The sequence below is a fragment of the Proteus columbae genome, assembly GCF_002777965.1.
GTDB classification, from domain to species: Bacteria; Pseudomonadota; Gammaproteobacteria; order Enterobacterales; family Enterobacteriaceae; genus Proteus; species Proteus columbae.
On the sequence record NZ_NGVR01000002.1, the window covers coordinates 140,688 to 166,059 of the forward strand.

General features: G+C 36.3%; 19 protein-coding genes. 9 read left to right on the forward strand and 10 right to left on the reverse strand.

Annotation, left to right across the window (positions count from 1 at the left end; all coding sequences use genetic code 11):
* Positions 1-15: 15 nt before the first annotated feature.
* The 4 genes from fdhE to CBE70_RS00680 all read left to right on the forward strand — a co-directional run bounded on the left by fdhE (position 16) and on the right by CBE70_RS00680 (position 5,962).
* Positions 16-936 carry a formate dehydrogenase accessory protein FdhE gene (gene fdhE, locus CBE70_RS00665; protein ID WP_100157795.1) on the forward strand — a complete coding sequence of 307 codons (921 nt, stop codon included), beginning with the start codon at positions 16-18 and terminating at the stop codon, positions 934-936.
* 15 nt (positions 937-951) lie between these two features.
* Positions 952-2,343, forward strand: a complete 1,392-nt coding sequence (gene selA / locus CBE70_RS00670; protein ID WP_100157796.1) for an L-seryl-tRNA(Sec) selenium transferase — start codon at positions 952-954, stop codon at positions 2,341-2,343.
* Positions 2,340-4,202, forward strand: coding sequence for a selenocysteine-specific translation elongation factor (gene selB, locus CBE70_RS00675; protein WP_100157797.1), 1,863 nt, complete (start codon positions 2,340-2,342; stop codon positions 4,200-4,202). The genes selA and selB overlap by 4 nt, the downstream gene beginning before the upstream one ends.
* Before the next feature lie 110 nt (positions 4,203-4,312).
* Positions 4,313-5,962, forward strand: coding sequence for an LTA synthase family protein (locus CBE70_RS00680; protein WP_100157798.1), 1,650 nt, complete (start codon positions 4,313-4,315; stop codon positions 5,960-5,962).
* 117 nt (positions 5,963-6,079) lie between these two features.
* On the opposite strand, the gene CBE70_RS00685 is transcribed toward CBE70_RS00680, so the two are convergent.
* The 9 genes from CBE70_RS00685 to CBE70_RS00725 all read right to left on the reverse strand — a co-directional run bounded on the left by CBE70_RS00685 (position 6,080) and on the right by CBE70_RS00725 (position 19,246).
* Positions 6,080-6,508, reverse strand: a complete 429-nt coding sequence (locus CBE70_RS00685; RefSeq protein ID WP_100157799.1) for a TOBE domain-containing protein — start codon at positions 6,506-6,508, stop codon at positions 6,080-6,082.
* Between the two features lie 309 nt (positions 6,509-6,817).
* A complete protein-coding gene (locus CBE70_RS00690; protein ID WP_100157800.1) occupies positions 6,818-7,846 on the reverse strand; it encodes a glycosyl hydrolase family 8 in 1,029 nt (342 codons plus the stop codon).
* Between the two features lie 73 nt (positions 7,847-7,919).
* A complete protein-coding gene (galU, locus tag CBE70_RS00695) occupies positions 7,920-8,879 on the reverse strand; it encodes a UTP--glucose-1-phosphate uridylyltransferase GalU (protein ID WP_100157801.1) in 960 nt (319 codons plus the stop codon).
* A 170-nt stretch (positions 8,880-9,049) separates the two neighbouring features.
* Entirely contained in the window at positions 9,050-9,961 is a 912-nt protein-coding gene (locus CBE70_RS00700) for a sensor domain-containing diguanylate cyclase (protein ID WP_100157802.1), read from the reverse strand.
* Positions 9,962-10,000: 39 nt separating this feature from the next.
* Positions 10,001-10,471 carry a cellulose biosynthesis protein BcsD gene (gene bcsD / locus CBE70_RS00705; RefSeq protein WP_100157803.1) on the reverse strand — a complete coding sequence of 157 codons (471 nt, stop codon included), beginning with the start codon at positions 10,469-10,471 and terminating at the stop codon, positions 10,001-10,003.
* A gap of 15 nt (positions 10,472-10,486) precedes the next feature.
* Positions 10,487-14,188: a cellulose biosynthesis protein BcsC gene (locus CBE70_RS00710; RefSeq protein WP_100157804.1), complete on the reverse strand. Its 3,702-nt coding sequence runs from the start codon at positions 14,186-14,188 to the stop codon at positions 10,487-10,489.
* A 13-nt stretch (positions 14,189-14,201) separates the two neighbouring features.
* Positions 14,202-16,553, reverse strand: a complete 2,352-nt coding sequence (bcsB, locus tag CBE70_RS00715) for a cellulose biosynthesis cyclic di-GMP-binding regulatory protein BcsB (protein WP_100157805.1) — start codon at positions 16,551-16,553, stop codon at positions 14,202-14,204.
* Between the two features lie 2 nt (positions 16,554-16,555).
* Positions 16,556-18,676 (reverse strand): UDP-forming cellulose synthase catalytic subunit, encoded by a 2,121-nt coding sequence (gene bcsA, locus CBE70_RS00720; RefSeq protein ID WP_100157806.1) that lies wholly within the window; start codon positions 18,674-18,676, stop codon positions 16,556-16,558.
* Between the two features lie 171 nt (positions 18,677-18,847).
* Complete coding sequence (locus CBE70_RS00725) at positions 18,848-19,246, reverse strand: hypothetical protein (RefSeq protein ID WP_100157807.1); 399 nt, start codon at positions 19,244-19,246, stop codon at positions 18,848-18,850.
* 1,367 nt (positions 19,247-20,613) lie between these two features.
* Here CBE70_RS00725 and CBE70_RS00730 point away from each other — a divergent pair.
* The 3 genes from CBE70_RS00730 to CBE70_RS00740 all read left to right on the forward strand — a co-directional run bounded on the left by CBE70_RS00730 (position 20,614) and on the right by CBE70_RS00740 (position 22,915).
* Positions 20,614-21,165 (forward strand): NADAR family protein, encoded by a 552-nt coding sequence (locus tag CBE70_RS00730; protein ID WP_100157808.1) that lies wholly within the window; start codon positions 20,614-20,616, stop codon positions 21,163-21,165.
* A 158-nt stretch (positions 21,166-21,323) separates the two neighbouring features.
* Positions 21,324-22,235 carry an N-acetylglucosamine kinase gene (nagK, locus tag CBE70_RS00735; protein WP_100157809.1) on the forward strand — a complete coding sequence of 304 codons (912 nt, stop codon included), beginning with the start codon at positions 21,324-21,326 and terminating at the stop codon, positions 22,233-22,235.
* Between the two features lie 95 nt (positions 22,236-22,330).
* Positions 22,331-22,915: a rhomboid family intramembrane serine protease gene (locus tag CBE70_RS00740; RefSeq protein ID WP_100157810.1), complete on the forward strand. Its 585-nt coding sequence runs from the start codon at positions 22,331-22,333 to the stop codon at positions 22,913-22,915.
* 19 nt (positions 22,916-22,934) lie between these two features.
* On the opposite strand, the gene satP is transcribed toward CBE70_RS00740, so the two are convergent.
* Positions 22,935-23,498 carry an acetate uptake transporter gene (satP, locus tag CBE70_RS00745; RefSeq protein ID WP_072065220.1) on the reverse strand — a complete coding sequence of 188 codons (564 nt, stop codon included), beginning with the start codon at positions 23,496-23,498 and terminating at the stop codon, positions 22,935-22,937.
* A 346-nt stretch (positions 23,499-23,844) separates the two neighbouring features.
* Here satP and CBE70_RS00750 point away from each other — a divergent pair, with 346 nt between their 5' ends.
* Together CBE70_RS00750 and CBE70_RS00755 are read left to right on the forward strand one after the other, a co-directional pair.
* Complete coding sequence (locus CBE70_RS00750) at positions 23,845-24,252, forward strand: YgiW/YdeI family stress tolerance OB fold protein (protein WP_232797318.1); 408 nt, start codon at positions 23,845-23,847, stop codon at positions 24,250-24,252.
* Positions 24,253-24,749: 497 nt separating this feature from the next.
* A complete protein-coding gene (locus CBE70_RS00755) occupies positions 24,750-25,199 on the forward strand; it encodes a DUF411 domain-containing protein (RefSeq protein ID WP_100157811.1) in 450 nt (149 codons plus the stop codon).
* The last annotated feature ends 173 nt before the right edge of the window (positions 25,200-25,372 follow it).

Below are 25,372 nucleotides of genomic sequence, written 5' to 3' on the forward strand. Positions count from 1 at the left end.
GGAAGATAGAACGTTATGAGTATTCGCATCGTTCCTAAAGAGCAATTAGGCAAAGAGCAATCAGAAAAAGGGATTAGTTTTATTCCACCCGTATTATTCCCGAATCTGAAAAACCTTTATCAACGTCGTGCTGAACGTTTCCAAACACTAGCAAAAGATAATCCTTTCGCAGACTACCTTGAATTTGCGGCAGAAATTGTCAAGGCTCAAGAAAAAGCACTTCATGACAATCCATTAGTCGTTGATCTTGCCCCACTCCTTACACAGCAAGTCGGTGTCGCGCCTTTAGATAGAAAAACATTCAAACGCAGTAAACATTGGCATACTTTATTAGCCTCAATTATTGCTGAATTACGTCCCGTTGTGCCTGAAAGTGCCACTATCACCTTAGAAAATCTCTCTAAAGCTTCTGAAACTGAATTAGAAGAGATGGCAACGGCATTGCTCAATGACGAATATTCAAAAGTCTCAGCAGATAAATCTGTCTTTATTTGGGCTGCATTATCTCTTTACTGGGCACAATTAGCAGCGAATATTCCCGGTAAGGCGAAAACAGAATATGGTGAAAATCGCCAATTCTGCCCAGTTTGTAACAGTATGCCTGTGGCAAGCATGGTACAAATCGGCACAACACAAGGTTTACGCTATTTACACTGTAATTTATGTGAAACTCAGTGGCATGTTGTACGCATTAAATGCACCAACTGTGAATTAACAGGTAAATTAAATTACTGGTCTTTAGATAGCGAAAATGCCCCAGTGAAAGCAGAAAGTTGTGGTGATTGTGGAAGCTATCTGAAAATTTTATATCAAGAAAAAGATGCCAATGTGGATGCTATCGCTGACGATTTAGCGTCTATTGTTCTTGATGCAAAAATGGAAGAAGAAGGCTTTGCTCGTAGTAGCATTAATCCATTCCTGTTCCCAAATGAATAATAATTAGGTATTAGCATGACAAATGATATGCGCTCACTTTACAGCCAACTACCGTCTATTGATAAGTTACTGCACCAAGCCGACATTCAAGCCCTAGTGGCTTCTTATGGTCAGACATTTATTGCAGAGCATTTACGAAAGTTACAAGAAGAAGCGCGTATCATTATTCGTCAAGAAAACGAATTACCACAATGGCATAACCATTGGGCGAATGAATTAAAAAATCGCATTACATTACAACGAAAATCCTCGATTAAACCTGTTTTCAATTTAACAGGTACCGTTTTACACACTAATCTAGGGCGTGCATTAATGGCAGAATCTGCCATTGAAGCGGTTAGCCAAGTTATGCGTTCACCAGCAACCTTAGAGTATTCTCTTGATGGTGCTGCAAGAGGACACCGTGATCGTGCTATCGCTGATTTGTTATGTGAACTAACGGGGGCAGAAGATGCCTGTATCGTTAATAACAACGCAGCTGCCGTTTTACTGATGCTCGCAACTGTTGCACCCAATAAAGAGGTTGTTGTTTCTCGTGGCGAATTAGTTGAGATTGGCGGCGCTTTTCGTATTCCCGATGTGATGACACAAGCAGGCTGTACACTCAAAGAAGTGGGAACAACAAACCGTACTCACCTTAAAGATTATCGTAACGCCATTAATGAGAATACTGGTTTGCTAATGAAAGTTCATACTAGCAACTATTGTATTCAAGGCTTTACTGCCGAAGTACATGGCGATGAACTTGCCGCTCTTGGTAAAGAGATGAACTTACCGACCGCTATCGATTTAGGCAGTGGTTCAATGACTAATTTAGCCGCATTAGGTTTACCTTCAGAGCCAATGCCTCAAGATTATCTGCAACAAGGGATCGACCTTGTGACCTTCTCGGGTGATAAATTATTAGGTGGCCCACAAGCGGGGATAATCTTAGGTAAAAAAGTGTGGATTGAGGCTATTCAACGCCATCCTTTAAAGCGTGCATTGCGTGTTGATAAAATGACATTAGCTGCTTTAGGTGCCACCTTACGCCTTTATCAGCAACCTGAAAAAATGGCTGTTGAAATTCCGACATTACGTTTGTTAACTCGGACACAAACAGAAATTAATGACATGGCGCAACGGTTATTGCCTCATTTTCAGGCATATTATGGGGATAATTACCATATCACGATATCCTCATGTGCTTCTCAAATAGGCAGCGGTTCGTTACCTATTGAAAGTTTACCGAGTGCAGCACTTACCTTTGAAGCCAAAGATGGAAAAGGTAGCCAGTTAGATGCGTTAGCTGCGCATTGGCGTAATTTAGAAAAGCCGATTATTGGTCGAATTACTGATGGTCGCCTGTGGCTTGATCTGCGCTGTCTTGAGGATGAAAATGCATTAATACAGGCACTTTTACTATGATTTTTGCGACAGCAGGTCACGTAGACCACGGAAAAACCACACTTATACAGGCTATTACTGGGGTAGATACTACCCATTTACCTGAAGAGAAAAAACGAGGCATGACCATTGATTTGGGTTATGCCTATTGGCGTCAAGACGATGGAACTTCAATTGGTTTTGTAGATGTTCCCGGTCATGAGAAATTCCTTTCCAATATGCTCTCAGGTGTCGGAGGGATCTCCCATGCGCTATTAATTGTGGCTTGTGATGATGGTGTTATGGCACAAACCATCGAACATATTTCTATTTTACGTCTTGCTGGCTGTCCTCAAGTTACCGTTATTCTCACCAAAGCAGATCGTGTTACCCAAGAACGAATTGAAGAAGTTCGTTCTCAAACAACGGATATGTTAGCCAATTTAGGCTGGCAAAAACCTGACTTTTTTGTCACCTCAGCCCCATCAGGGGAAGGGATTGCAGAGCTTCGCCACTATCTTGTTGGTCTGCACCAGCAAGAACAACAACACCCTCAATGGCATAAGCGTTTTCGTTTAGCAATAGACCGTGTTTTTAGCATTAAAGGTGCAGGATTAGTTGTCACAGGAACTGCGCTTGCGGGGCAAATTTCTGTTGGCGATACCTATTGGCTAACAGGCGCAGATAAACCGGTAAGAATAAGAGCCTTACATGCACAGAATCAGCCCGTAGAACATGCGGGTGCAGGTCATCGTATCGCAATTAACATCACAGGTGATGTCAGTAAAGAAAACGTCTCTCGTGGTGACTGGTTGCTTTCTCAAGCGCCTAATTATCAGTCTCATAAAATATTAGTCAGTTTAATTGCGGATGAACCTTTAAAACATTGGCAACCTGTACATATTCACCATGGTACACGTCATATTACGGGTCGCGTTGCTCTTTTAAATGATGCTAGTGAAACACCACAGTTAGCGGAGCTTATTCTTGATGAACCTCTTTGGCTGGTGGATAACGACAGACTTATCTTGCGTGATATCAGTGCTCAACGCACCTTAGCCGCAGCGAAAGTATTATATTTGCATTCGCCTCGTAGAGGTAAACGACAAGCCGAATTCTTAACTTGGTTACACCAACTTAATAGTGCAGACAGCGTCAGTGCCAATTTAGCGTTATGTTTACCAAAAGGTGAGCTATCTTTAAGTCAGTTTTCTTGGGCTCAACAATTAACTGAAAGTGCGCTGGCTCAATTATTAGAAACCTTTGACCTAGTGAGCATTGCTGGCGTTATTCTTTCTAAAGAGAATGCTTATAACGCAAAACAGAAATTGCTCGATACACTTGAGGAATATCACCAACAACATAATGATCAAATGGGCGTGGGTCGTTCTCGTTTAAAACGGATGGCACTACCTACTTATCATGATGAATTAGTCTATTACTTAATTGATCAATTACGTAAAGAAGGTGCTATTAGCCAAAGTCGTGGTTGGCTTCATCTTCCAACCCATGGTCTTGCTTTTTCTCCAGAACAAGATGCGCTATGGCAAAATGCAAAAATCTATTTTGAGCAATCCGAACCTTGGTGGGTACGTGATCTAGCCAACGAAATGAAAAATGATGAAAAAGTGATCCGCTCATTATTACGTAAAGCGGCACAATTAGGTTTAATTATTCCGATTATTGCTGACCGCTACTATACACACCAATCAATAGAAAAATTTGCGTCTATCATTGTGAAATATAATGAAAGTAATGGCAGTGTCACCGCTGCGGATTTCCGTGATGAGTTATCTGTTGGACGTAAATTAGCCGTACAAATCTTAGAGTATTTTGACCGCACTGGTTTTACTCGCCGCAAAAAAGATCTTCATATTTTACGAGACAAAGGGTTATTCTAAATCCAGATGTTAACTTAGGCTAAATAAAGTTATTTAGCCTATTTAAGGTTATCGCCTACAATATTTGTAAAATATCCCCTTTATTCTTTATCACTATACTCGGAAGAGATATGAAAAAAATATTAGGAAGTGCTTATCTTGCACTTATTCTTATTGCCTCACTCTTTATTGTTTTTGAGAAAGCAACGTTTATTTATACTGCACTTCTTTCAGTCGGTGCTTATTTTATTCTTTTTTCTCTTTGCTTTATTTTATCAGCTCGTGTCTTATTTTCGGTTATTACCACTGGCACACTTTTCCTGATAACTAAGTTTATTAATCAACTCAAAGTCCATTATTACAAAGAAACATTAATGTTCTCTGACTTTGATTTAGCTTTTGATAGCTCTAATTTAGGGACATTAGGCCATTATTGGGAAGCCGGCGTTGCATTAGTTGCGATGCTAATATGGCTTTTTATCAATATGTCTATTGCTTGGCATTTTTCCAAAAAATCACGCCCAGCTTTGCGTATAAGTAGCTTATTCTTAATGGTCATTGGGTTTACCACTATCCATTTCACCGTAGAAAAATGGCAAGCTGAATGGGAAGGTACACTTCCAGGAGGACGAGGTACTGTCACTAATTTAATAATGTCTGGCTACCAAACGGCTTATCACCCTCCTTATTTCAATGAAAATGCAGATTATTTCCTTGAACAAGCGAACAAAACTGTATTGCCAGAAACACAGACAGACATAAAACCAGACATTGTCATTTTATTACAAGAATCGACAGTTAATCCTCATATTTATCAATTTGATACAGATATTGCACTACCTGATTTATTTATGTTCCAAAAAGATGAAGATGTCAGTGCGCAAAGCCCTTTACGTGTACAAACCTTTGGTGGTGGTACTTGGCTTTCTGAATTTTCTGTATTAACAGGGTTAAATACGGATGATTTTGGTGCACGTAAAAACTCCGTATTCTATTTTGTTGTCGATAATCTTAATGAGAGTTTATTCCGCCAACTAAAAGCCGAAGGTTATTACACGGTTTTGCTCACTCCGTTTAATCGTAGTGCTTACCATGCAGGTTACGCTTATGAAAAAATGGGAATTGATGAAATCATTCAACCTCAAGAGCTTGGCTATCCGGGAACATTAGAAGAAAATCTCTGGAAAATATCAACGGTAGATATGCTGGGTTACGTTGAAGAGGTACTGAAAAAACGTACTGACAAGCCACTGTTTATATTCTCATTAACCATGTATGAGCATGGCCCTTATGATGAATCACACAGAGATCAGTACCAAATTACAGGTCATACAGAAAGCAGTAATGCACCGGGTAAATTTAGCCACTATATGGAGAAAATTATCACCAGTGATCCAGCAATTAAAGATTTCTCTAATTTTGTTGCACAAAGAGAAAAACCGACGATGTTTCTCTATTTTGGTGATCACCAACCCAATATTGAGCTAAAAAATTATCAGTCACCTTTTAATAACCCTGCGTATATTACTCAGTTCACCTTAAGAGACAACCTATCTCAAGGTGCGCCAATAACAACGGGTGAATTAACTGATATTAGCTTCTTAGGTGGTATGCTCTTAGAGCGCGCTCGTTTGCCATTATCCCCTTTCTACAAAGCAAACATTCAAATGCGCCACTTATGTGAAGGTAAATTAAATGACTGTGAAGATGAGAAATTAGTTAACAGTTATAAAAATTATATCTATGACAAACTGAAAGTCGCTGGTGGTACAGATAATTAATTTTTATTACTTAAATAAAAGATGATCGGGATAATAAATCCCAAAAGATAAGTAATATCAAAAAGAAAGAGGCTAAATATTTAGCCTCTTTCTTTATTTCAAAAAATAAACATACAATTATTTGCGCGTTGCAACAATCACACTTGATGCTTTCACTAGCGCTAAAACATCACTGCCTTTTGCCAGCTTCATCTCTTGTAAGCTTTCATTTGTAATAACAGCAGTCAGTTCTAAACCTTTAGCTGTTTCTAAATGCACAGTAGAGTTCACCGCACCTTGTACGATTTGAGTCACTTTACCTACAAATTGGTTACGTGCAGAGAAATTTAAACCGCAATCAGGCAATGCCAAAACAACCCATGGCGCTTTAATAATGGCAATAGCTTCACCGTCTTTTTTAATGTTTAAGCTTTCACAACTTTCTTTGGTGATAATAGTTGCTAGTTTCTCGCCGTGAGCTAAAGATAAAATCACTTCGCTATTTACTGCACCTTCAATAATATCAACAACTTTACCGACTAACTGATTGCGTGCTGAAACTTTCATTTATCCACCTCTATTGTTGATGAGAAATCATATTAATAACATTATCAAGTTATTGAGGTAACTTTAGCATAAATATCATTAAATAAATTATTCTTAGATCATAGATTAAAGTTTATTTATTATTTAAATAACATAACGTTATAAACAAATAGAGATAGAGAATTACAATTAACTTATTAAAATCGAATAAGTATAAATAATTTATAGAATTATCTTTTTAGTACTATCGATATAAAAAACAGATAACTTAATGCCTCTTTGTATTAAAAGGAATTTAAGCTATCTATTATTCAAATTAACTAAATATACTTATTGCCCGTTTTGAGCAAATGCCGCTAATAAGTGTAAAGCCGAAGAGTAATAATCTGTATCTTTACTTAAATCAACATCTTCAATAGGTGTTTTCATCGTTAAATCTCTTACTGCCATCATACCGGGAGTAAGGTTATATTCAGCACGCTCTTGAGCATCAATACTTACCCAAGCAGGAGTTTTATAACGATCAAATTGCTGCCAATACTGCACAAAGGGTTGTAATGCTAATTCATCATGTGCCCAAGCTAAATAAAGCGGGATACGTATTGCATCAAAGCTAAATCGTGCAGGCCATTTTTCACTAGGCTCTATCTTTCCATCCGGAAACAAACTTACCCAGTCTGTTGGTAATTGATACTCACCAAACCGCATGTTTCTAAGTAAAGATTGGCTATCATTAATTAACGCTTTCCATCGAACATCTTTACTTGTGCGATAAAAATCTTTCCATGCAGGGAAAATAAAATAGGATGGGTTAATAATAATTTCTTCTGGTGTTTTAAAGCCATTAATACCCGGTAAAAGTACAGTATAGTTTTTTGTCTTAACTAAAGTATGTTCCAAAATAGCGTGTTGAATAGAATCAGAAGCTGAAAGATAACTTTCATCATTCCATTTCTCACCGGCTTTTAATAATGCCCACGCAATTAAGATATCACCATCTGTTGCATTATTAGGATCAGGGGTATGTTCACTATTTTCTGGCTCATAACGCCATTTAAATAAACCTAAATCGCCACGATAAAGAGATGTGGCTGTCCAGCGCCATAACTTATTAAATGTTTCATGATCATCACTCATCACAGCCATTAACATGCCATAGCCTTGACCTTCAGAGTGTGAAATATTTTTGTTAGCGCTGTCTATAACTCGCCCATCATCCTGAATATAGCGCTCTTTAAACTGCTGCCATCCTACTTGAGTATCTGCTGCCTGTATTGAAGGAGAAACCATAAGCAACAAACCTAAAATAAAAAAGGTAGAAAATATATAATGACAACGAGATAAGTGCCTAAAAGACATTGCCTTTCTCTCCTGCTATTGCCGACCGCCATCTTATCTCGGTCGGCATATTGCATATTATTTCAATATAAACTCAAAAGATAGCAACTATCTTTTGTGCTTCACTTACTTCATCTTCTTCTATGGCTTCTGTTTTGGGTAACAATGTTTTTTCACAAAAGTCCTGCATCCAAGAAGAAAATTCTTCTTTTAACGCAGAATTATGGAGGCCATATTCAACAAAGGCTTTCATATATCCTAGCTTATTACCACAGTCATGTGATTTACCCACTAAGGTATACGCTTCAGCGACTTCTTTTTTCAATAATAAATCAATCGCATCTGTTAATTGAATTTCACCACCAACACCAGCAGGTAGACCATCTAATAATTCCCAGATAGCTTCAGAGAAAACATAACGACCAACAACAGAAAGGTTAGAAGGTGCATCTTCAGGATTTGGTTTTTCCACGATACGACGAATAGGAGCCCAATTACCTTGAGGACAGAAAACACCTTCACAATCTACAACACCATATTGTTGCACTTGGCTCATTGGCACAGGTTCAACCATAATTTGGCTACGTTCTGTTTTTTCAAAACGTTTTATCATTGCTGATAAATTATCATGTTGAGGATCGCAATAATGTGCATTTAATAAAACATCAGGCAGTAAAACAATAAATGGATTATTACCAATAACTGGACGTGCACAGCAAATTGCATGGCCTAAACCTAAAGCATGGCCTTGGCGAATTTGGACAATTTTGACATTTTCAGGACAAATTGAACGCACTTCTTCTAATAATTTATTTTTAATACGCTGTTCCAGCATATTTTCTAATTCAAAGCTGGTATCAAAGTGATCCGCAATTGAATTTTTAGAAGAGTGAGTAACTAAAATAATTTCCTCAACGCCTGCCTGAGCACACTCTTCAACAATATATTGAATTAAAGGGCGATCAACAATAGGTAGCATTTCTTTAGGAATTGATTTCGTTGCAGGTAACATACGAGTACCTAATCCAGCAACAGGGATAACCGCTTTCATCATAATAAAATCCTCTAATAGATATTTATCTAAAACTAATATTTAGTATTATTTTAAATTTACTCTTATATTTCATCAGGAATGCTAGATATATTTTAAAAACAGTTACCTCCCTCTTCGTTAAAAAGAGATAACGTTATTTATATATATCTTTATTAAAAATAACTTTCTATTTAAAACCCAGAATAAAACCCATATTTATTACCACCCATTTCTTTTATGGAATAAAGTGTTTCATCTGCAGATTTTAATAATTCAGATAATGTTTTTCCGTCTTTAGGATATTCAGCAATACCTAAACTAATTGAAGGAGTTAACATAAAGTCCGAATTAATATTGATGGGCTTTTCCATTGATTTCCAAAGTGATTCTATTATTTCTAACAAAATCACAGAACAAGAACGTAATCCTTTAGGGAAAAGCACAGCAAACTCATCGCCACCAAGTCGCCCACAATAGACTTCACTGTTTTCTAATTGTGACAACCGTTTAGATATTTCACACAATACTTTATCGCCTGCATGATGCCCAAATTGATCATTAATAGATTTGAATTTATCGCAATCTATAATACCAAGGCAAAATGAAGAGGGCTGTAAAATATTTAATCGTTCATTTTCAATTTTTTCGACGATACTTAATCGATTAGATATTCCAGTTAATGAATCAATATAGCTTTTATTAAATAACTCATTTCTTAGCTCTACCTTATCAGTAATATCTAAGCTAATAAATACATAATGAGAAATTAAATTACTTTCATCAAACACAGGAATAATACTAATATCTTCCCATATATCTTGTTGTGCATCGTTATTTCTTTTGGCTTCTAATCGATATACTCCTTTATTATCATTATTACCATTTACACAACAATTGATTTGATTCTCGTCAATTAAGTTAAATAAGCTGTATTTTTTACCTTTTATATTTTCAAAATGAACATTATTGAATTCACAATACTTTTCATTTGCATAAATAATGATGCCATTAATATCTGTTACTAACATCATGAAAACATTATTAGTAAATTGCTTTATTAATAAGCATTTAGAATTATCATCATTAAATATCATTTCATTCATTTTTGACCTCCTATGCTCATCAATAAAGCATATATATTATTATTCGGCTGATGAGTTATGCGCATAGCGGAAAATAAAGACATCTTTTGCATCAGTAGGTTGGCGATGTACTTGCATTTTGGCATTACCACCTTGGTTTGTTAACCAACCTTCATATAACCCTTCTAAAATCCCCGCACTTGCAACACGCCACTGAGCATCATCTTGGCTTTGTGTAAAATGAGGCCATGCACAATGCACCAGTAAAAGTTCGCTCATTGCAGGAGATATAGTGACAAAACCCCATTTAAATAACGTTAATACGCGATTAATATGTGATTCAAGTAATTGAATATTTTCGCTTTCGGGTAAAGGATAACGTAAGGCAATATCTTTACCTATATTCCTTAATTTATTTCCAGCAGTAGAAATATCATTGTCATTTAAAATTTGAAAAAATAATAATTGAGTTAGATCTTGCCAGCCACTTTCAAAAGGTAATTGTAAGATATCACTGTCATGCTTATTCATTATTTGTCTCCTTAATTATTTAGACAGGAAGTCTGGGGTATATTTTAAGTGTAACCACATATTATCTTCAGCATAATCACCCGATGTATCATGCGATAAGCTGACACCTAACTCGGTTTCTTTGTTTAAATAATATTTCGCGTCTAAACCTAATCTGTAAGTGAAATTTGTTTCGTCTTCTTCTTCGTACTGAGATTTAATACGAGGATCGCTCGCATTCTTTTTATTTAATGCGTTTTGCATATAACCATGTGTTGGGAAATAATCACTGCCTTTTTGTTTGTAACTTTGTATCCCTATTGCACCATTTAATGAGACTTCACCGTTTTCAAAACGGCGGGTATAAGCAACAGGCAATGAAACAGACACATAATCTTGTGGGCTAAAGTAACCACCGTGTCCTAATGAGAAATAGTTTTGGTTATTTCTAAAGTTCATATAATCAACATGTACACCTGCTTTTACTTCTTGTTGATCATCTTTATAGAACTTAGCATAAGAGCCAACCCACGCTTTCACTTCATCATTACTCGCAACACTTTTACCTTCGTAGTTATAGTAACCACCGCCAGCATAAGCCCCAATTTTTCCATCATCCCAAGCATATTGAACTTTAGCGCCGTTACGTGTTACACGACCCCAACTTTCGCCTGTCATTGGGTCAGTACGCCCCATATAAGAAAGTAGACTATCTTTTATGGCTCTGCGCTCTGCTGTCAGTGTTAATTGCCCATTCTGGCTAATTTGAGGTGAATATGTGATGCCACCAACAACCGTTGCCGTATCTTTACCTAATGGCGTTGAGCCAACATCAAAGCTGACATCCTTGTCTGATAAACGCAGTCCTAATTCAACACCAGAAGCACGTTGACTACCGGCTTCATCGGCATTAATTTTGTTTTTCTCATCATGGTTATCGCTATTTTTAGCAAAGCGTTCAGCATGTTGAAGTTGACCCGAACCAAAACGGTTAGCTCTTTCTCCTGAAACTGAACCACTTGTCATCGAAACTGGGTTAACACTAAATTCCCAACGGAACTCTTCACCAGGTACACTCGAAATACTGATTGGTGCTGAAATTTCAGTGACGTTAGATAATCCTTTATCACCATTACGATGACGTATAGCCACACCACCTTGCACCCAAGGTGAAACTTTCTCTTCTAGTTCACGAATAGAACGCTGAACCGATGCCATCTCTTTACGTTCATAGATAGAACCCGCAATAGCAGGATTATCACTCCCCTCTAATGCACTTAATTGACCAGCTGAGGTTTTTAATGTGCTATCACTATTTTGCCATTGCGCACTACGCAGTAACGTTAATGCTTTGCGATTCTCACCATTTAATTGCGCAATTTGTGCAGCTTGTAATAGATACGCGGGTTGTGAAGATGAAGGAATTTGCTGTAATAACTGTTGTGCTTTTCTTCCATCTTTTTGTGCTAATGCCACTTCGATTTGAGCTTGGATTAATTTGCTATCTTTTCCTTGCTCTTTTTCTAAATAAGAAAGAATTTTGTTTGATTGTTCAGGCATTGATTGCGCTAAATAAACACGACTTAATGCCATTAATAAATCGGGATCATTTGGTGACGCTTTTAAAGCAACCACTAACGTGTCATAAGTGGCTTTAATTTCACCTTTTTCACGTAAGCTATCTGCTTGCGCAACTTTAGTGGCAACTTCTAAACGTTTTTTCTCAACAATCGGTGTTTCTTGTTGTAAAGCAGGATCATTAATCAAGCTAGATGCCTGTGTATAATGACCTAACTCATTGAGAACATTGATATGACCTGCGTAGTTACCTACCGAACCTTTAGTGCCTTTTGCAATATCACTTTCAACTAATTGCAACGCTTCATCATTTAATCCACTGTTAACCAATTTCTCTGCTAATTCGCCCACATCATTTGGATAATCAGCGACTTGATTAATTAATGGACGTAAAATATTACGCATTGCAACAAGGTTTCCTGCCTGACGATAATGATCAGCTTGCGCAAGTTGACGATAAAAACGAGCACGCTGTAATAACTCTTTTTCAGCTTCAGTTTGTTGATTATGGCTACTTAACAAGTTAAAAACTTTATCCCACTCTTTTTGCTCAACATAAAACAGCGATGCCACATAATCAGAATCTCTTGTTCTACGGTTTTGTAGTTGTGAGATGATATTTTTTGCGCCAGCACTGTCACCATCAGCAGCCATGAGGCGTGCTAAATCAAGGTAAACCCAGTTATTTTGCGGGTTTTTACGCTGAGCTTGTAAAAGCAATTGTCTTGCTTGAACACGATTACCATTCTCTAACGCTTTTTGCGCTTCACGGCGTAATTTCTCAGAAGGATCTGTATTCGCAGTAAGTTTTTGACGCAAAGAGGCAGATTGTTGAGCCAGTAATTGTTCTGCTTTCGTATTCTGTCCTTCCTGAACTAATAAATAGTAATAAGCAGAAATCACTTTTTCATTACGGATATTTTGCTGATAAAGTCCTGACAGCAATTGGTGAGCAGCCGGTAAATTACCTTGCTTACGTAATAAGTCAGCTTGTAATAAGTTGGCAGACACCCCTTTTTCACCTGAAGCACCTGTTAATGGTGCTAATTGATCAATAGCTTGTTGAATATTTCCTTGTTTAGCGCGTTGTTGTGCGCTGCGTAATTGCGCATAAAAACCCGCATCTTCCGCTTGTTGCTTCCATTTACTGCCTTGTTCGCCACCTGATTGCGCAGCTTGGTTTAATAAACGCTGACCTGTGGTTAAATCACCTGAACGTAATGCGATATAACCTAAACCCGCTAAGGCTTGTGCATCATTTTTATCTGCTGATAAAGCTTGTTTGAAATAACCTTCGGCTTCTTTCAATTTACCTTTATTTAATGCGGTATAACCCGCTTGTCGTGCATTACCTTGAATAGCGCCTTGGAAATGCTCTACAACCGCTTTATCGTTCGGGTTTGCTTGCAAATAGGTTTTATATAACACTTCATCATCAGGGCGAACATTCAACCATAACAGGGCTTGACGCATACCTTTTTTGGCTGACTCATCACCAGAAATATTACCTAAAATAGTTATCCCTTCACGGCGAGTCTCTTCGTTATAAGTTAGCGTTAATCCTAATGCTCTTTGCGTTTCTTTATTATCTGGCATTAATGCAGCACGTTGCTTTAATCCTGTAATGGCTTGAGGCAACATAGCGGGCACACCTGCCATGGTTTGATAATATTCTAACGCCAATGTTTCAGGTGGCTCACTGCTAACAAATAAACGTTGATACGCTTTTATTGCTTCTTCATGTTGCCCTTTTTTTGCTAACTCTCTGGCATATCCTAATTGTTGTTCACTAAATTGTGATGATCGGATGTTTTTTAATCCTTCAATTCGTGGATCTTGCGGTGCAATTTGCGCAAGTTTTTCTCGCCAATAGGTTGCTTGTTGTTCATTACCTTGTTGCGCAGTAAAGAATGCCATTAAATACAGCGCGTCCTGATTATTGCTTTCCATAATTAGGACTTTTTGCAGTGCTTCTACTGCTCGTTCATCGTGTGCTCTACCGTGCCAATAATTAGCTTGTTCAATAAGAGAACTGACAATATTTGGATCAGTTGCTGCTGCATTTGCCTCAACTGCGGTTGCTTGTACTTGGCTTGAAGCCCCTAGAATGCAACCTGCATAGATGACTTTAACGATGATATTAAGTGCGTGATTTTTCATCTTATATCCCCCCTTATTTGTCTGAACGATGCTGTGATATCTGATGTAAACGACGAGTTGAACGACGTTGTAACCAGTAATAAGTCACGAAGCCCGTCAGCGCACAAAAACCAACAGCTAAAAGACCCAGCAAATATACGTGTCTAGAGCTATACCAAAGGAATTGTTGTAAGAAAGGTAAATCACCTTGCGAAAAGTGTTCGCCTAAATGGAAACTTTTTACGGTGTCTTTACCACTAATAAGAGTGATATCGCCTTTAATGGCCGCGTTTATTTGGGCTAAATTTAAGTCATTGATAATGGTTTTTATCGAATCATTACCTTTAGCTGTAACCAATACGACAACCCTGTCGCTTGCCCAAGGTGAGATAAAACTCATCATGCCGCGCCAATCTTTCACTGAAGATAAGTAACTTGCAGCATCACCACTTTGAGATAAATAATCGCCAGCAATCCAACCTTTTGCCTTATCAATCAATGATTGTGGTTTGATTTCGACGTTTTTATTTAAAAATGAGAACGTTTGTTGTGAAAAACGAGCAGGTAGAAATCCCTCACTATTTAATGAGCCAATCGCTAGCACATCGTGTTGAGAGAGGTTATTTTTCTCAAGTTCTTTAGCACCTAAGAAAACCGAAGCATGAGAAACCGGTGTACCTGTGGCATAACCTGATCTCGCCATTAGGTTCACTAAGGTATAAAGCTCTTCTATTGTTGGATTTTCAGGTAATAGCAATGTGGTTTGTGAAAAATCCGCACGGCGACTAAATGGGAATGACGCTCCTGAAAAATAAGCCAAGTTCGGCATTCTGGAGTAGTGCCAAGTATTTTTAAATTGCAACGTTGATTGCGGATCAATTTGGCTAATTAAGCTACTGCCATCCGTTAAAATACACGGAGAATCTTCTGGCTCACGTAAATCAAAATAAAACTGCAACTGATTCTGGCTATAGATCTGACGAGGATTTAAATAGAGCGTGCTATTTTGCTGTTCGCTCTCCATTCCCAGCCATTGTCTTAACATACCTAAAGGTTCTGAACGCGCCGGATACAATGCACCTAAGAATTGGTTATTCAAAGAGACAATTAATGAAGAACGACGACTATTTAGTTTATCCGAATGAGGGAAAACATATTTCAAATCTAAAGGCAGTGCATCACCATCCCACCAAAAGAGATCGGGAGAGACACGAAACGAAAACTGATTCGGTGCATGGTTAATACCTTGGCGTGAGAAATCATCACTACCATTGGCAATTTGGCTTAACGAAACAGGTTTATTGGTATTTAACCAACGAGGTGCATCGTAATCCGTACTCATTGCAAGCGTTTGAGAAGGCACCATTAAGTGATCGTTTTGTGGCAATTTACCGTTGTTTAACGCCCATACAGCTTGACGAAGAGATTTCTCATTATCACCGCTGATCAGTAATAATTTGAAAACAGGATCGACCGGGTTATCAACAATGGTTAATTGCCCACTATTTCCTGAAGGTAATGTAATACCCGCAATAGTCTGTCCTGAATAGCCAACTAAAATACCATCACTTTCAGGTAACTGATTCATTAAAACGGGTAAATCAACTTGCTTAATATCATGGCTAAAACTACCAAACCATGATGCAGCAATGGCTGCTGTTGTTACCTCGGCATGGTCAGGTTTATCTGACAATATGATAGGTAACGAGGTCGCTGTCATTCTGTCAGGATCAAAGAACGGTAGGGGCAATCGTTCCAGACTATACCCGCCATTAATCCAGCGACCTCGATAATCTAATGATGAATCCGGTGAAATAACCAGACTTAATCCTTCAGCCAGTGGAGGAATACATTGGTTTTCATCCAATGCATCACGATTGGCTAGACGAAAGCTGAGGTTATTCACATTCGTCAACATCATTTCAGGGATTTCTAAAACATATTCATGCTCTTGCCCACCGTCTTCTAAAGGTAGAAATCCCATAGGTTGACCATTTAGCATTAAGTGAAGTGTTTGATCAGATTGAACTAATCCTTGAGACGCTTTCACTTTCATCGTTAATGTGGCGTTATCAATAAATAAATCGTTCGCCATATTAAAAGTCACACCAGAAAGTAATTTTCTTCCTGATAACACGATAGGTGATGGACTTCCCATCTGTGCCAATGTTAATTGCTCTTCAATATTACGCGCTTCAGACAATACGCCATCTTCAAGTTGGATCGGGTTATTCGCATTTTGTTGCACTGGCGAATGTGTATAAGAAGTCGGGTCAGGTAAAAACTCCCCTCCTAGCTCTAACATTCCGGTATCAGCTTGAGAAAGATTAATACTTGCGATCGCTATCGCCGTCAGGCTTAGCATTAATGTCAGTTTCTTTTTCATGCTTAGTCATCCCCGTTAATAGATTGCACAGAGAGTGAAGCTTTTGCTTTCGTTCTTATTGCTGGTGCTTTCACTTTTTGGCGACGACCAAAGAACAGTTCTAAAATACAACGTGTAATACCTGCCAATTCTTTAAATGGCTTGTCTTTATAATCTGCCTGATGGATCCATGCATCAGCACGACCAAAGACAATGCGCACCAATTTACGGCGAAGATTTAAATCAATAGGTAAGAATTCAAGACGTAGTTGATTGCTTTCTAAACTCACCATATCAACAGGAACGGTAACTTCATCTCGTTGTACATTCAGGGTGATTGAAGTGACATTACGTTGGCGAAGTTCAGACATTTTATTCACGGCAATGCGAATACCACCCATTGAAATATCTTCAGTGGTAGTTGTTAATTCAGCGCCATCATCAAAATGTAACGTAATCGGTAGAGATGCGTTGATTCGAGTATTTTTACGAATTTGTCGCGTCTCTTTACCTACTGCAATAGAGGCAAGAATGATAAATAAACTGTAAGTCGCCCAAGCTAGGTTTAAAACAATAACCAGTGGGTCAATACCTTGGAAGTCATTTAATAGGTAGCGAACAACAACCCATGAAATCCCAGTGATAAGAAGAAGTGCAGTGATAATTAATGGACGCACAGTGAGGTAATCCATATAGCTTTTATCAAGCAAATCACCTTTATCTGTTACGTTAAATTTACCTAATTTTGGTGAAACTAAGCTCAGTAAGGTAGGTAGAACCAAACTAAATGCCATGACGGTTTCATATATTTCACCCCAAAAAGAGTAACGGTATTTACCGATATTTTTCGAGTTTACATAAACCGACATGATTAAGTGTGGTAATGCATAGGCGAATATCATGCTTGCGGATGAAGCGATAATATTAAGGTTAAATAACATAAACAGTAACGGTGCAGTCAAGAAGATGATACGAGGCAAACCGTACTGAAAGTGGAGCATGGCATTGAGATAACATAAACGCTGAGGGAATGTTAAACCACGACCCAACATTGGATTATCAACACGGAATATCTGTGTCATTCCTCTAGCCCAACGAATACGTTGGTTAACATGTAATGCTAAACGTTCTGTTGCAAGGCCCGCTGCTAAAGGAATATCAATAAATGCAGAGTTCCAACCTAAACGTTGTAATTTAAGCGCAGTGTGTGCATCTTCAGTTACCGTTTCAACCGCAATACCCCCGATTTCTTCAAGCGCACTACGACGCATAACAGCACATGAACCACAGAAGAATGTCGCATTCCAGTTATCATTACCACGTTGAACAGGGCCATAGAAAAGTGCGCCTTCATGCGGTGCATCTTTAGCCGCACTTAAGTTACGCTCAAATGGGTCTGGCGAGTAGAAATAGTGTGGTGTTTGGATCAGCGCTAGTTTTGGATCTTCAAGGAAGCTTCCTACTGTTGCTTGCAAGAAAATACGTGTTGAGATGTGGTCACAGTCAAAAACGCAGATTAGTTCACCGTCTGTTAATCCCATCGCATGATTTAAGTTACCTGCTTTGGCATGATCATGAACTTCACGTTCAATGTAAGTTACACCAACGTCACCAGCGAATTGTTTAAATTCATCACGACTACCATCATCCAATATATAAACTTTCATTTTATCTTGTGGATAATCGATAGCTTGTGCCGCGAGGACGGTATCACGTACAACATCCAAGCTCTCGTTATATGTTGGAATATAAATATCAACAGTAGGCCATTGAGAAACATTTTTAGGTAAAGGTGCTATTTTTCTATTTAATGGCCATGACGTTTGGAAATATCCTAGGACTAATATTATCCAAGAATAAATCTCAGCCATAAATAAACCACTACCTAATACAGCCTCGATAGTTGTATTAAAATTTAAGGTATTTGTTGCACGCCAGTAGAGATAACGTGTTGACATCAACAATGAAATAAAAACCATTGTTAGTAATCGTTTTTTTGATTTTTTAAAACCGATAACAAATAATAGCAATATATTGATAATACCGAATATATATTGTTGTTCGGCACTCATTGGCATAACAATAAGTGAAAACATTGTTATCAATAGAAAAGCCGTAATTAATGTTTTAAATATTTTATTCATAAACCCATACCTTTGTCATCGCCATAGATCTTTTCTTAAGACAAAGGCACCCTATCGACATTAATAAACATCGAAAAGAAATAAACCTATCTTAAAAAATAAAATAACAATGGCTAAAGATTGACACCAGTCAATATTATTTGTTTATACAAAGAGTTTTGCTTATTTGGATTAGACAGAGGCAATAAATGACAATATATCCTTTAGTGATAAATTTTCATGAGCATGAACTCTATCAGTTTCTTTGCTATCAAATATTTTATTATCTGCTAACAAATTTTGCTTACTCTTAATTAAATTGTCTTTCTTTGCTTTAACAACTAAAGCGTCCTGGTGATAAGAAGGGATAGACGATGAAGTAACAGGCTGTTTTGGTTCGTTTTTCACTACAAGTGAAGTTTCAGAAAACGTATTATTACTTAAATTACTAATTTTATTATTATCTTCTTTATTTATAACTACTGGTTCTATTTTATTATCAATATCTTGTGTTGTAGAGGAAGAAAACTCTTGAAAAGCAAAGGCATCTTCCTGAAACTTATCTTTTAAGTTACTAATATCATCATACATAGTGTGACCCCTTTAATAACAGTACTCTAAACCTTGTTCAATAACTTGATGCTCATCCAAAATAAGGAAGAGAGAACCTTATAGATAATTTTCACAATAAGTTAAAAATATATCTTTATAAATTCATATTTAAACCTTCATTAAATCATCAATTAATGAACATCAACTATGTAGGGTAAAATAATCTTATAAATAATGATCTATTTAATTACAAATAAGCATCATCCAATTAGAAGTAATGATTATTTAAATTAAATTGTATAATTATTTTAATGAAAAAGACAACATCAAAAAAAGTGTAAAAAGTAAAACGGTACTCATTTTTACTTTATAAAAATGGGTATTTTTACTTAACCTAAAATTTATTATTACTATCAAAAATAGCGTCTTTTTTACCTAAAAAAACAGGTTTAAAAACCAGATAATAACTAGAGTTAACTAATAACAATTTGTATAAATTTTATAAAAATAAAATTCTAAAATAATTATTTATTGATATTATTTCTTCTAAAAATCAAAGAAACCATCAAGATCAATTTTAATAAACTACCTTTTTTCCATTCCAAAAAAGACTAAAAAAATAATAACTAAAAATAGAAAGGATTATTTATTCATATTGATCATCATCAAAATAGGTTCCTTTTTTACACCTAAAAGGTGTGTTTATTGCTTTTTATCATATTACGATCGCTCTATTTTATTAAGAAAAAATAAAATACATCAGCATCGGTTAAGTTTTAGAAAAAAACATCAAAATAAAAGACAAAAATAGATTATCAATCTATGATTGGCTTTATTATTTACTTATAGTAAATACCGCTAAGAATAACCTGTATTCCAGAATAATTAACTTAAGTAATATTTTATCTATAAAATGATATTGTTAATTTAGCTTAACAAATGCACAAGCGTGACTTAGTTCAAATAATAAATGTAACAGTGAAAACAAGTACATCATTTTATCTAAGCTATTAAATTAATTACATAATAAGTATTTTATTAGTTATAAATACCAATAATCAGTATAAATACCGATAATTACACCTTTTAATATTAAAAATACTTAATTAACTACACCTTTATACTAAGTAGGCAATATCATTTTAAGATTATCTTTTTGTGTAATTATATAAATAAAGAAGCTCTTTAGCTCAATTTTTTTAAGAGTAATCCTAGTAATCTAAGCTCTATTTTTTTTATCATTCAGCAAAAACAAATCTAATTAAGATTAATTTAATAAGGATAATTTAAAAATAGCGGAATCGCTTCACCTATAAGCAGAATAGCAAAAAGGCACTCTATCCTTCTTTACTTCTATGCTATCTTTATTAAGTGAATTAGGAGTGTTCAACATAACGGGAAAAAAGATGGATTTAGAACAATTAAAAAAAGAATTTCGTGCAGGAAAGAAAATAAAATACATCTACTTTTGGGGGCACAAAAGTAAAGGTAATGACATCGCAAAAAGTTGCTTTAGCCAATGGTATCCAGCACCTTTTATATTAGATGATGTTCGTTATGCCAGTGCTGAACACTATATGATGGCTGAAAAAGCGAAATTATTTAATGATATAGAAGTCAGAAAGCGCATTATTACTGCATCTAATCCAGGCTCTGCAAAAGCATTAGGCAGAGAAGTAAAAGGATTTGACCAAGGTATTTGGGAACAACACCGTATGGATATTGTTATTCGTGCCAATATCGCTAAGTTTTCCCAAAATGAAGAACTCGGTAAATTTCTGATTTCAACAGGCAATCGTGTGCTTGTTGAGGCAAGCCCTGTTGATAAAATATGGGGAGTCGGTTTAAGTGAGCAAGACAATGAGATTAACAACCCTCTTCTTTGGAATGGATTAAATTTATTAGGCTTTGCTCTAATGAAAGTACGTAGTGTTTTGATTGAAAGTAGTAATCAATAGATAAAGAAAACTCAACTGTCACCAATCACTGTTCTTCTTTAACCTAGTGTATATAAGCAGTAGAGATAACTTAAGTATTGACTGAAATAGAAATGGCCACGTAACGACTACCTTGTCGTTGCTATAAATAATATTTACAGAATAATTAAGAGACTGATATGTATTATGGTTTTGATATGGGCGGCACAAAAATTGAGCTTGCCGTTTTTGATAAAGATCTGACTCAAGTATGGCAAAAACGTGTACCTACACCTAAAAATGATTATCAGGCGCTATTGAATGTTTTTAAGGAACTGACTTTAGAAGCTGATATTGAATTAGGATGTAAAGGAAAAGTAGGGGTTGGTATTCCTGGTATTGTGAATGCAAAAGAAGGAACGGTATTTACCACTAATGTTCCAGCAGCTAAATACAAACCTATGGTTCATGATCTTGCACATATACTCAATAGACCTGTTAAAGTTGAAAATGATGCTAACTGCTTTGCCTTATCGGAAGCATGGGATCCCGAATTTCGTCATCATCCTTCTGTACTTGGACTTATTTTAGGTACAGGCGTTGGTGGTGGTTTTGTTATTGATGGCAAAGTACTTTCCGGTAAAAACGGCATTGCTGGTGAAATTGGCCACATGAACTTAAATGTAGAAGCAGATAACGTAATTGGCGAAACAATGCCAAAAATTATCTGTGGTTGTGGCAAGAAAGCATGTTTTGAAACTTATTTATCTGGCCGTGGTTTTGAACGTATGTATAAAGCCTTCAATCATACTCCCAAAAGAGCCGTTGATATTGTTGAGCAATACTATGCTGGAGATAAGAAAACAGAAAAGCACGTTGATCGTTATATGAAAGTGTTAGCGATTTATCTAAGTAATATTCTTACTGTACTTGATCCACATTTAATTGTTGTTGGTGGCGGATTATCGCAATTTAATGCACTGTATGACCAATTACCTGAATATCTCTCACACTGTGTCTATGGAAATGCACAAATTCCAGCAATAGAAAAAGCACGTCATGGTGATGCAGGTGGCGCTCGTGGAGCTGCTTGCCTTAATTTATTAGACTAATAAATAAAAAAGAGCCTTTCTTCTTTTTTATTAAAGGCTCTTCTATTTATAGTTATAGCGTTTTATCAACGTCATCACATTATTAAGGCTACGTTATGGATAAGGTTTGGTTTAAAAAAAGGCTCACCTTTCTTGGTGGGTTAACTGTCATATTAGTCTTACTTCAACTTATTAACTCACTATTACCCATATCTCTTTTTCAGTGGGGGATTATTCCAAGAACGGGTGAAGGTTTAATTGGTATTTTTATCGCGCCTTTCATTCATGGATCTTGGTCTCATCTATTTAGTAATCTACTCCCGCTTCTTATTCTTAGCTTTTTATCCATGACACAATCTCTACGAGAATATGTGCTATCTAGTATATTTATTATTATCGTAAGCGGTTTATTAGTTTGGATTTTTGGACGAAATGCTATTCACGTTGGTGCAAGTGGGTGGATTTTTGGATTATGGTCTTTACTTATTGCTCACGCTTTTACTCGACATAAAATTATCGATATTGTAATTGCACTCTTTGTTCTATTCTATTACGGATCAATGGCCTATGGATTAATTCCGGGACAATTAGGTGTATCAACAGAATCACATATTTCAGGTGTTGTTGCAGGATTGCTTTATGCATGGTGTGCAAGAAAATTAATGCGCCGTAAAAGCCAAGTAGTAGAAGTGGCTAAATAGCCACTTCTTTATAAAGCGGTTACTTGTGACCAATTGGCAGTATTGTTCTGCCATACATCTCATTTAATACTTCAGCCATTGCAAGATAAAAAGCACTGGCACCACAAATAATACCTTCAAAACCTGCAATTTTTAAAATCAGTGCGTTACCTGTGATATTTCCTATCGCCAATAATGCAAATAAAATGGTCAGACTTAAAAAGACAAACTGGAGTGCTCTATTGGCTTTTAACGTGCCAATAAACATGAAAAAGGTAAAAATTCCCCATAGCGCTAAAAATACACCCAAAAAGAGAGGTGTTGTGGGTTCACTTAAACCCATCACGGGTAATAACCAAATTCCTACCAATGTTACCCAAAAAAAGCCATAAGAGGTAAATGCAGTGGCTCCAAAAGTATTGCCTTTTTTGAACTCAAAAATTCCAGCAATAACTTGTGCTATTCCACCATAAAAAATTCCCATACTCATAATGACTGAGACTACTGGGAAAAAACCGGCATTATGTATGTTCAACAAAATCGTTGTCATACCAAAACCCATTAAACCTAATGGACCCGGATTGGCAATGCGTTCGTTAGTCATAAAACCTAAAACCTCTAAAAATAATAGGGGAAAATTAAAAAAAATTTGAAGGCGCTGGATGATAAGAGGTAATACATCTAAAAACAATGATCCCAAAGGGTATATTTTTGAATAACCGTCCACGCAGAGACTAAGGGGAAATAACCAGTGAATTTAACTTAAAGAAAAGAAGTATTTAGTGATAGATACTTATCTCAATAAAAAATACAAATAAAAATAAAGGGCTATAATTTGAAGGGAAGTCTTAATCAACTGATATATTAATACTGAAATTTACCTTAATATGCGGTTTTATACATACAGATGAAATAAAATCTAACACAACAATTAGTTGCATTATTAACCTATAAGAGAGCTTGTTATGAAAAAAATACTGGTATTATTAATTGGTAGTACGTTGGCTTTTGCATCTCAAGCAAATACAACACAACAAGGTGGTTTTCAAGGCTCTATTCAAGCACCAACAGAACAAGGTGGATTTAAAGGCCCTTCTATTAGTGAAACCACGGTTGCTAAAGCCAAAGATCTTTCTGATGACACTTGGGTTATTTTAACGGGCAAAATTACGAAAAAAATTGGTGATGAACTGTATGTTTTTGAAGACAGCACTGGTGGCATCAATGTAGACATTGATAATAAAAGATGGCGTGGACAAACCGTTACCCCAGATAATACCGTCAGAATTGAAGGTAAAGTAGATAAAGAATGGACAAGTACTGAAATCGATGTAAAACAAATTACTATTATCAAATAATTATCATCAAATAATTTGTATTTAAATTAAACTCAGTCTGTTTATTATAAAAGCTAATATATTGAAATATATTAGCTTTTTATTTTTCATTTTTTTATATTTTAGTTTAATCAATAAAATTGGATCCTTTGCACAAATTTCTCCGCTTTAACCTCAAGTTAAGTTTAGGTTTATAGTCATTACCAGTTAAAGCACAATCACTCTTCGCAAGAGGTGATTTAACTCATGAGATACCCTCATAGTCGTTTACATCCTAACTACTCTACGTTTACCCTGTTTTCTCCATTTTAAGCCTGCTATGCAGGCTTTTTTTCTTCTTATATCAAGTCATATTCTCGAAAAACATCAAAAAAGGATAAGCAAAGTATTATTTATACCTTTGTTTTCTATAAATATTTTTTTACAAAACTCTACGCGTTTATACCTTAATTAAATTGACCTTCCAGTAGGGGGAAAGATTATTGTTTCGTCTATCAACTTAATGAAAGGAATGAACAATGAAAAAATTATTACTGCCTTCTATCATTGCAATCTCTGCTTTTACAAGTACAGCTTATGCTTCTAATCATAATGTTGTTGAGGTTTATAAAACAGAGAGTTGTGGATGCTGTACTTTATGGGCTGATGGTGTGAAAGAAGCAGGCTTTAACGTCAAAGTGAATATTATTTCAGAAACACAATTAATGGAAAAATATCAACAAGCTGGCGTACCAAATAATTTATTAAGTTGCCACTTTGCGACTTATCAAGGTAAAGATTTAGTCGGACATATCCCTGTTGATAGCTTAAAAAATATCGACTTAGTGGATAAATCTAAATCAGGTATCGCAGTTGCAGGAATGCCTGCGGGTAGTTTAGGTATGTATGCAGGTGATTACAAAGAGCCTTACCAAGTGATAGCCTTTGATAAATCAGGTAACCAATCCCTGTTTAAGTCTTACAACTAGTTCTTTTCTTACTTAGTTTTGTTCTTACTGTAGTGTTGTTTTAATAGCAATAGATCTCTCCGATTGTGCTATTTTCCTCTGCCTGTTATCAATTTGCAGGCAGAGTTTTATTTTCTAAGCATAAAAAAACCAGCCTGCTTTTTACAGCATGACTGGTTCTTTTAGAATAAAGT

What these genes read in the sequence shown, in the direction of transcription:
- selA (WP_100157796.1), top strand. Translation starts at nt 952, where the DNA reads ATGACAAATGATATGCGCTCACTTTACAGCCAACTACCGTCTATTGAT.
- CBE70_RS00725 (WP_100157807.1), bottom strand. Translation starts at nt 19,246, where the DNA reads ATGTATGATGATATTAGTAACTTAAAAGATAAGTTTCAGGAAGATGCC.
- satP (WP_072065220.1), bottom strand. Translation starts at nt 23,498, where the DNA reads ATGACTAACGAACGCATTGCCAATCCGGGTCCATTAGGTTTAATGGGT.
- CBE70_RS00680 (WP_100157798.1), top strand. Translation starts at nt 4,313, where the DNA reads ATGAAAAAAATATTAGGAAGTGCTTATCTTGCACTTATTCTTATTGCC.
- CBE70_RS00740 (WP_100157810.1), top strand. Translation starts at nt 22,331, where the DNA reads ATGGATAAGGTTTGGTTTAAAAAAAGGCTCACCTTTCTTGGTGGGTTA.
- nagK (WP_100157809.1), top strand. Translation starts at nt 21,324, where the DNA reads ATGTATTATGGTTTTGATATGGGCGGCACAAAAATTGAGCTTGCCGTT.
- CBE70_RS00710 (WP_100157804.1), bottom strand. Translation starts at nt 14,188, where the DNA reads ATGAAAAATCACGCACTTAATATCATCGTTAAAGTCATCTATGCAGGT.
- bcsD (WP_100157803.1), bottom strand. Translation starts at nt 10,471, where the DNA reads ATGAATAAGCATGACAGTGATATCTTACAATTACCTTTTGAAAGTGGC.
- bcsB (WP_100157805.1), bottom strand. Translation starts at nt 16,553, where the DNA reads ATGAAAAAGAAACTGACATTAATGCTAAGCCTGACGGCGATAGCGATC.
- selB (WP_100157797.1), top strand. Translation starts at nt 2,340, where the DNA reads ATGATTTTTGCGACAGCAGGTCACGTAGACCACGGAAAAACCACACTT.
- CBE70_RS00755 (WP_100157811.1), top strand. Translation starts at nt 24,750, where the DNA reads ATGAAAAAATTATTACTGCCTTCTATCATTGCAATCTCTGCTTTTACA.
- bcsA (WP_100157806.1), bottom strand. Translation starts at nt 18,676, where the DNA reads ATGAATAAAATATTTAAAACATTAATTACGGCTTTTCTATTGATAACA.
- CBE70_RS00700 (WP_100157802.1), bottom strand. Translation starts at nt 9,961, where the DNA reads ATGAATGAAATGATATTTAATGATGATAATTCTAAATGCTTATTAATA.
- CBE70_RS00730 (WP_100157808.1), top strand. Translation starts at nt 20,614, where the DNA reads ATGGATTTAGAACAATTAAAAAAAGAATTTCGTGCAGGAAAGAAAATA.
- CBE70_RS00685 (WP_100157799.1), bottom strand. Translation starts at nt 6,508, where the DNA reads ATGAAAGTTTCAGCACGCAATCAGTTAGTCGGTAAAGTTGTTGATATT.
- galU (WP_100157801.1), bottom strand. Translation starts at nt 8,879, where the DNA reads ATGATGAAAGCGGTTATCCCTGTTGCTGGATTAGGTACTCGTATGTTA.
- fdhE (WP_100157795.1), top strand. Translation starts at nt 16, where the DNA reads ATGAGTATTCGCATCGTTCCTAAAGAGCAATTAGGCAAAGAGCAATCA.
- CBE70_RS00690 (WP_100157800.1), bottom strand. Translation starts at nt 7,846, where the DNA reads ATGTCTTTTAGGCACTTATCTCGTTGTCATTATATATTTTCTACCTTT.